This is a genomic window from Acetobacter sp. UBA5411 (assembly GCF_002409645.1).
In the GTDB taxonomy this organism is placed as follows: domain Bacteria; phylum Pseudomonadota; class Alphaproteobacteria; order Acetobacterales; family Acetobacteraceae; genus Acetobacter.
Genome location: NZ_DHNR01000041.1, coordinates 191,537 through 199,740, shown reverse-complemented (window position 1 = coordinate 199,740; position 8,204 = coordinate 191,537). Strand labels below are relative to the sequence as shown.

Annotated in this window: 6 protein-coding genes; all 6 read right to left on the bottom strand. The window is 55.1% G+C overall.

Annotated elements, in window-relative coordinates; genetic code table 11:
- Positions 1-2,537: ligand-binding sensor domain-containing protein (locus B3759_RS15615; RefSeq protein WP_291367355.1), on the bottom strand; the 2,537-nt coding region annotated here is incomplete at its 3' end.
- Positions 2,538-2,672: 135 nt separating this feature from the next.
- Positions 2,673-3,731 (bottom strand): peptide chain release factor 1, encoded by a 1,059-nt coding sequence (gene prfA, locus B3759_RS15610; RefSeq protein WP_291367354.1) that lies wholly within the window; start codon positions 3,729-3,731, stop codon positions 2,673-2,675.
- Positions 3,728-4,984 carry a histidine--tRNA ligase gene (gene hisS, locus B3759_RS15605; protein ID WP_291367352.1) on the bottom strand — a complete coding sequence of 419 codons (1,257 nt, stop codon included), beginning with the start codon at positions 4,982-4,984 and terminating at the stop codon, positions 3,728-3,730. The genes prfA and hisS overlap by 4 nt, the downstream gene beginning before the upstream one ends.
- 126 nt (positions 4,985-5,110) lie before the next feature.
- Positions 5,111-6,271 carry a flavodoxin-dependent (E)-4-hydroxy-3-methylbut-2-enyl-diphosphate synthase gene (ispG, locus tag B3759_RS15600; protein ID WP_291367350.1) on the bottom strand — a complete coding sequence of 387 codons (1,161 nt, stop codon included), beginning with the start codon at positions 6,269-6,271 and terminating at the stop codon, positions 5,111-5,113.
- A gap of 157 nt (positions 6,272-6,428) precedes the next feature.
- A complete protein-coding gene (locus tag B3759_RS15595) occupies positions 6,429-7,730 on the bottom strand; it encodes a helix-turn-helix domain-containing protein (protein ID WP_291367348.1) in 1,302 nt (433 codons plus the stop codon).
- The coding region (locus tag B3759_RS15590; protein WP_291367346.1) for an NAD(P)H-dependent flavin oxidoreductase at positions 7,731-8,204 on the bottom strand (474 nt) is incomplete at its 5' end.

The window sequence follows — 8,204 nt, the reverse complement described above, 5'->3', positions numbered from 1 at the left end:
TCATCAAGCTCATCAAGAGCACTTCGACGATTAAATAATCCTGTCAAACCGTCGACACGTGACTGATGCAAAAGCTGTGTCTGCATTTCTTCCATCACACGAGTACGTCCTCGCACGGCAGCTTCGAAATTCTTTTGCCTCAAAAGTTTTATTCTTCGGTACAAAATGGCACCAAGAAGCGCCACTGAAAAAAACGACAGTAAAGCCCACCATAATATCCCTTTGAAACCTGATACTTTCAGACCTGAAGAACGTGCAGATAAAATGGCACTACTCGCAGAACGGTAATTAAGGAGGTCCTGTGCCTGAACCGTAAAAGCGATTTTTTCTCCTTTGATATCATTATAATTTATAAAATTCGTCGAAGAGTATCTGGTTTCAGGATCAATACCCAGTAGTTGATATTGATATTTAATCTCTCTATTTCCTGTAAAAGTTGGGGCAACAAATTGAAGAGAAAGCTTTCTGTCACCATCAGGCCAGAAACGTTCTTTTCCCAGAAGATCTATATTATCCAACCATGCAGAAAGAAAAACAGTGTGCAAATCCGGTAAAGTTGGAAGAGAGCCTGGCTCCCTGAGGTGATTAAGTCCGTTCTCCGTACCGAACCAGAGTGATCCATCGTCATCTTCATTGATTGAACCGGGAAGAATACGGCTGGAAATTAGCCCATTCGTCAAATCAAAATGGGACCAATTATTGGGGGTCGAAACATCCAATCCATGAGAGCCGCCCAGCCAGATCCATCCCCGGCTATCGCGAAAAATCGTTGTAGATCGGGAATCTTTTGGACCACCATTCAGTACGGACACGACAGGGGAACCATCTTCCGGAAGAAATATCTTTCTGATGCTTCCCTTGGTTCCTGATATCCAGATATCATTGGACATTCCTACAGTCATGGCACTGCCATACCCGATGTCAAAACTTTCCAGATCAACCCGAGGATCAAAAATGTTCTCTTCCGCTGTCTGCTGAAACAGAACACTATCAGTCAAAACAAGAAGTCGTCCAAACTGATCAAAGCACAACGCATTGATACGGCGATTTTGTAATGCGAATATTGTCGGCAAATGAGCAGCATAACGTAGCGGATCATCTATCCGTATAAGACCAGAAACGGTCCCCACCCATATTCGTCCACCGCTATCGAGAATCAGCGTCCCAGTCACCGGCTCGGGAGAAGGCAGGGTTCTGACCTGACCGCTGACAGGGTCTATCCGGATCAACCCCTTTCCCTTTTCGGCTGTCCAGAGCGCTCCATCGCCAGTACGCAGAAGAGAAGTGATATTTTTAAGCTCAATGTGTTTCAGGAGACGATCACCATCATGACCAGATGATGACGCCGCATATTCAAAAAGACCGTTTTCAGCTGCAATCCAGAAATTACCCGCTGCATCGTGTCTTACTCCAGACACATGCACCGGAGACACATCATTTCCGTGAGGAAAAACCTGCCAGAATGGAAAGCCCGCAATACGGACAGGACCACGTCCTGGACTATCCAGCCACAGGCCATATTCCCGGTCGATAAAAGCACTTGAAATCGCCTGAGGAGAATAGCCGGAAGGCCAGTCCATCTCATCCCAGTGCCCAGCAGAAGACCGAACAACAAGCGCTCCCCGTCCTGGTGTCACCAAGGACCCATCGGTCATTCGGGATAGAAAAATTTCAGAAGGTCTTTCTCTGAAATATTCCGACAGTTCATAGGGAATATCTTCCACATGAACTCCACCATTCCCTGCAATGATCACCAGTTTTCCGACACTGCGGGCAATCAGTGAACCATCCGGAGAAATAGCTAGCGCCCGCCAGATTTCATGCGGCACTCCCCGACGTTCATCAAAGGTGTCGACGCCACCGTCCCGATAGCGACAGAGAGCACCTCCACAGCCTACCCAAACACTTTTCGCTTCCGAAGCCATGACCGAAAGGGCTTCAGTTTCCAGCGGATTTGTGGATGGGACCTGACTGTCCGCATGATTTTTTACAAGCGATACAAATACCGGCTCTGCTTTCTGGCGACGATATAGCCGCCAGATACCTCCATTTCGAGCGGGCCCATCGCCAGACAGGACAATAAAATCCAACCCATCGGCAGCTAGAGCTATCCTGCTGTCAAACTGAAACGGTATTTTTTTAAAACCGCTTTTAGTTTTCAGCCATAATTCTCTATCGGCAGCAATAAGAATGCTACCATCGGCTCCCCCCGCAATCGCTGCAGTATCTTTGAAAGGAGTTCCATCAGGCTTGTCGATCCGGGTAAACTCACCACCAGAACTGACATACAATCCGGTTTTATTTCCAATATAGAAAAAACCATCAGAATCTTGAGCGAAGATATTTCGTGAAGCATCAGAAAGGCCGGCCTGTCCGTTAAAAAAACGGACCGTCTGCGCTGAGACTGGAGCCGCACAGAACACCGAAAGACTAGCCAAAACAGCAACCAATTTAAAAGACGAAGCTATACTATTCCAGAAGGCTGCCTTGCTCTTATGGGAGGGATGAAAACAACCCGATTTCTTTTGCGACTGCACTGCTGGAGCGCAAGGAAAATATAGCAATGAAATCAACCTGCTTTATGAACCCCAATAGCAGGATATTAGAACCAACACTGTTAGCATTCAGTTAAAACATAGCTTCATCTTCTAACTGATAAAGATTTTATAGAATTACAGACCAGCGGCCGCGAGTTGCTCTGCCTGATCTTCCTGAATCAGAGCGTCAACAATCTCATCAAGCTCGCCCAGCATCACCCGGTCAATCTTGTGGAGCGTCAGCCCGATGCGATGATCGGTCACACGACCCTGCGGAAAATTATAGGTCCGGATCCGTTCGGAGCGATCGCCCGTTCCCACCTGAGATTTCCGATCGGCGGCCCGGGACTCGTGAAGGCTGACACGCTGCTGTTCATAAAGGCGGGACCGCAGAATCTTCATAGCCTTTGCGCGGTTCTTGTGCTGGCTTTTCTCTTCCTGCATTGCCACGACAACGCCTGTCGGCAGATGCGTGATCCGCACGGCGCTTTCCGTCTTGTTGACGTGCTGCCCCCCTGCCCCGGAAGCGCGGTAAACGTCGATACGCAGATCTTTTTCATCAATCTGCACATCCACTTCTTCCGCTTCCGGCAGAACGGCAACGGTGATTGTGGAAGTATGAATACGCCCCTGACTTTCCGTGGCTGGCACACGCTGCACGCGATGAACCCCGGATTCATACTTCAGGCGCGCAAAAACGCCCTTCCCACTGATGGTCGCAATACCTTCACGCAGACCGCCAAGTTCGCTCTCGTCATACTCCATGACCTCGAATTTCCAGCCACGAAGATCAGCGTAACGTCGGTAAGCGCCGAACAACTCTGATGCGAACAGTGCCGCCTCATCCCCTCCCGCAGCGGGTCGTATTTCAAGAATGGCGCTGCGTTCGTCAGCCGCATCCTTGGGCAGCATCGCCAGCCGGACATCCTGCTGAAGTGTCCCGATACGATCCTTCACCTCATGAAGCTCGCTTTCCGCCAGCGCCTTCATTTCCGGATCATCAAGAAGCTGCTTCAGATCCTGCTCTTCAGCCTGAACTGCGCGAAGGGCATTGATCCTCGCGACCAGAGGCTCGATTTCACCGTACTCACGGGAAGCCCGCGTGAAATCTTCTCCCGTTACACCGCTTGCCAGTAGCGCTTCGAGTTCCTCACTGCGAGCAACAATACGATCAAGCCGGTCGTCGAGATTCACGCGCGAACGTCTCCAGACTGGCGGATGGCTTGAACCAGAGCCGATGCCGCCACTTCATTCTGCAGGCCGGTGGCAAGATCACGGAGTTGCACCGTTCCCGCAGTCACTTCGGTCTCGCCGATGATCACGACATGGGACGCATTGGTCTTGTTGGCGCGCTCCATGCGTTTTTTCAGATTGCCGCGATAAGCCATCTCAGCCCGGATGCCACCGGCCCGCAATGCTGCAAGAGCACGGACCGCGGCTTCCTGCGCTCCATCGCCGACCGGGATCACCGCGACAGGCTGCTGCACGGCGGGAGCCGCATCCAGCAACATGGCCAGACGCTCAATGCCGCCCGCCCAGCCGATCGCCGGCGTCTGAGGTCCACCCATTTCCGACACAAGACCATCATACCGTCCGCCAGCAAGGACGGTGCCCTGTGTACCAAGGTTGGTGGTTACAAACTCGAACGCCGTGTGGCTGTAATAGTCGAGGCCACGAACGATACGGGGATTTTCGGTATAGGCGACGCCAAACATCTGGAGGCCTTCGCGGAGATCGTCCCAGAAGCGGCGGGAGGCATCGTTCAAAAAGGACGCCAGCATCGGCGCGTCAGCCACCAATTCCCGGTCTTCTGGTGCCTTGCTATCGAGAATACGCAACGGATTGCGCTCCAGACGATTCCGGCTGTCCTCGGAAAGACGATCGCGGAAGTCCGAGAAATAGGCCACCAGCCCGTCACGCCAAGCAGCGCGGCTTTCCGCATCACCGAGCGTGTTCAGTTCCAGAACGACATCATCCACAATACCCAGAGCCGCCAGCACGTCGCGCCCCATGGTGATCGCTTCGGCGTCTGCCATCGGCTCACCGGGACCGATCAGCTCAGCGCCGATCTGATGAAACTGTCGGTAACGCCCCTTCTGGGGCCGCTCATAGCGGAACATCGGACCCGCGTAGAACACTTTCTGCGGCAGCGACTGTGTCAGTCCATTGGTGACCAGTGCGCGGCAGATGGCGGCCGTTCCTTCCGGACGGAGCGTCAGGGAATCCCCGCCGCGGTCCTCGAAGGTATACATTTCCTTGGACACGACATCCGACGTGTCACCGAGAGAACGGGAAAATACCCCCGTCTCCTCAAAAACCGGTGTTACCCATTCTTCAAAGCCATACAGAGCCGTGACGCGTCGCGCCGTCTCCACCACATGAGCGTGACGACGCTGGTCCTCTCCAATCAGATCGTGGGTACCACGAACGGGTCTGATGGCGCTCATAAGGACAGGACTCCGAAAAAAAATGGCTTCAGGACGTCAACCGGCCATCAGACGGAAACGCCTGATGGCCGTAATGACATCTCTCATAGACTGTCCCGAAGACAGACGCCTCCGGGACCTGAGTTTTTATTTCGCGCTGGCGAGGTCAGGCAGCGGCAGGTCAATACCTTCCGCCTTTTCCTTGGCTTCCTCGGCTTCGATATTCGCTACACGCTCTTCAACAAGACCAACGATGTGTTCAATCATGTCGTTGGCTGGCACCGTGTGGTCCTGCTTGCCGGACGAGTAGACCATGTGACGACCCGAACCGCCGCCGGTCACGCCGAGGTCAGTCATCAGCGCCTCACCCGGACCGTTCACCACGCAACCGATGATGGACAGGGTCAGTGGTGTCTTGATGTGTGCGAGGCGATCTTCCAGCGTCTGCACCGTCTGGATGACGTTGAAGCCCTGACGCGCACAGGACGGGCAGGAAATGATCTTCACACCGCGATGACGCAGGCCGAGGGACTTCAGGATGTCCCAGCCAACCAGCACTTCCTCTTCCGGCTCAGCGGAAAGAGAAACGCGCATCGTGTCACCCACACCCGCCCACAGCAGATTTCCAAGACCGATGGAGGACTTCACCGTTCCGGCGCGACGGCTGCCGGCCTCGGTGATGCCGATATGCAGCGGGTGATCGCACGCATCGGCAAGCTGCTGATACGCTGCAACAGCAAGGAAGACATCTGATGCCTTCACGCTGATCTTGAACTCGTGGAAGTCATGATCCTCAAGGATCTTGGCGTGCTCCAGAGCGCTTTCGACCAGCGCGTCGGGGTTTGGTTCACCGTATTTCTCAAGCAGGTGCTTTTCCAGCGAACCGGCGTTCACGCCGATACGGATGGAGCAGTTATGGTCCTTCGCGGCGTTCACAACCTCACGGACACGCTCGGCGCTGCCGATGTTGCCAGGGTTGATACGCAGGCAGGCCGCACCGGCTTTCGCCGCTTCGATGGCGCGCTTGTAGTGGAAGTGGATGTCCGCGACGATGGGAACATTCACTTCACGCACGATCTCGTGGAGAGCAGCGGTGCTTTCCTCATCGGGGCAAGACACGCGCACAATGTCCACACCGGCGAGTTCAGCGCGACGGATCTGCTCGATCGTCGCCTGGGCGTCGCTGGTCAGGGTGTTGGTCATCGTCTGGACCGAAATCGGCGCATCACCACCGACCGCGACCTTGCCGACGTGAATCTGACGCGACTTGCGGCGTTCAATATACTGATAGGGCCTGTAGCCACTCATCGTTCAATCCTCCTGTCGGGACGAAGGTCGAGGCTGAAAAAGCACGCCTCGGTATCTGTTCCGGGTCTTCCTGCCAAATTTGTCATCCGAAAGCCAGAGCGCAAGCCCTGACCGGAGTGCGTGACATTAACAGGCAGGTCATTTCCTGTAGGGCGCATCAGCGGGGATCGCCCATATTTTTCAACTGGCGCGCATTCAGATCATCCGCGGAAAGTTCTTTTTCCGGCGGCGCTGATCTCGGACGCAACACCCGTGGCTTTACCACAGGTGGCGGAGGAAGGGGAATCGGGGGCTTGTCCTCCGCAGAAGCGGCATCGTCCGGCACCACCGCGGGGGACATTGCGGTATCGCCTGCTTTTGGTGCCAGTGCCGCAACGCTGCCATCACGGATCGCATCATCGCTGACTGAAATATTGCGCCTGACCGCCCCATCCTTTCCCAGCGGCTGGGTCACCACATTGTCGACAGCCAACACCACACCGCCCGCATTCCCGACGGTCAGAGTGAACGGCGCGCCTTCCTTTGGAAACTCCCAGGTCTCCTCGGGTTCCATGATGTGGTCGTACACAACCTTGCCGTCGGCGGTCTTCACCTGAATCCAGCTTTTGGCCGTTGCCCTGATTTCAGCCGCTTTTGGAGGAGCCGGGATTTCGGGCGACGCCAGCCCATTTTCTCCAGCCGCATTTTCCGAAGAAGTCTGCCCCACCGAACCGGATGCAGCAGAAGACGGTTCCGGCGGCATGGTCACAGCTTTAGCAAACTCATCCGCGCTGACATGGCTGGACGCGTCAGGCTGTGCTGCCAGAAGAGTCGGAGGCGCACTGCCGTTCAGCACTGAAGGGGCCGCATCCGGCATCACCGTCGCAATCTGCGGAGAAGGAGATGCCGCACTGTTCACACCCGGCATCACACTGGCGACCGACGGAACTTTCTCCAGATGAACCGGCTCATGGCCGCCCATTTCATACCAGCCAACATAAGCCAGCACGATGACAAACAGACCCGCCAGCACGAAGGCGCTCGCAGGAACCGTACGCTCAGGCTCGGGAGTGAGGAATGTCAGCTCAGGTTTTTTCGCGACATTCCGGACTTCACGCTTGAAACGGGCAACCATCGCCTCGGCGGGGAAACCCAGTGCTGCGGCATAAGTGCGCAGAAAGCCCAACGCATAGACACCGGCCGGAATGGTGTCCGCCCGATCATGCTCCAGAGCCTCAAGATAGGATTGTTTGATGCAGAGCCACGCCGCGACATCGGGTAAGGACCAGCCGAGCGTTTCGCGACGTATTTTCAGCGCGTGTCCCACGCCAAGAGAATGAAAATCAGGCAATGGCGCAGACCACGCACGGGAGGCCTCCGCAGTCTGATCAGGATTCTGATCAGGGGTCTGCGCAGTGTCCTGCTGTCCGCCCTCTTCCATTGTGTCTTCCTCGATTCGCTTCGAGGTCTCCACGCTCATTCACTCTCCTCGACGAGCGCCCCGCTGTGCCAGAGCGCCAACTGCCTGCTGGACGAGTTCTTCGATGATGTCCTTCACCGGCTGGATGGTCTTTACCATGCCAACCGACTGTCCGGCCATGACCGATCCGGTCTCGACATCACCGTCAATCACGGCCCGGCGCAATGCGCCAGCCCAGAAATGCTCGATTTCAAGCTGCGCTTCCTCTTTGGTCAGTTCTTCCGCCTGAAACCGTCGAAGCGTCTCCGCCTGATGTGCAAGGAAATTCTTGCTTCCTTCATTCACCAGCCCACGAACCGGAATGACGGGGAAGCGGGGATCAAGCTGCACCGAAGTCGTCGCATCACGGGCAGCAGCACGGATGAACGCCTCCTTGAAACGTGGATGAGCGATGCTTTCCTCTGCAGCGGCAAAACGCGTTCCCAACTGCGCGCCGGAAGCTCCCTGCTCCAGAAAACCGACAATCGCATCGCC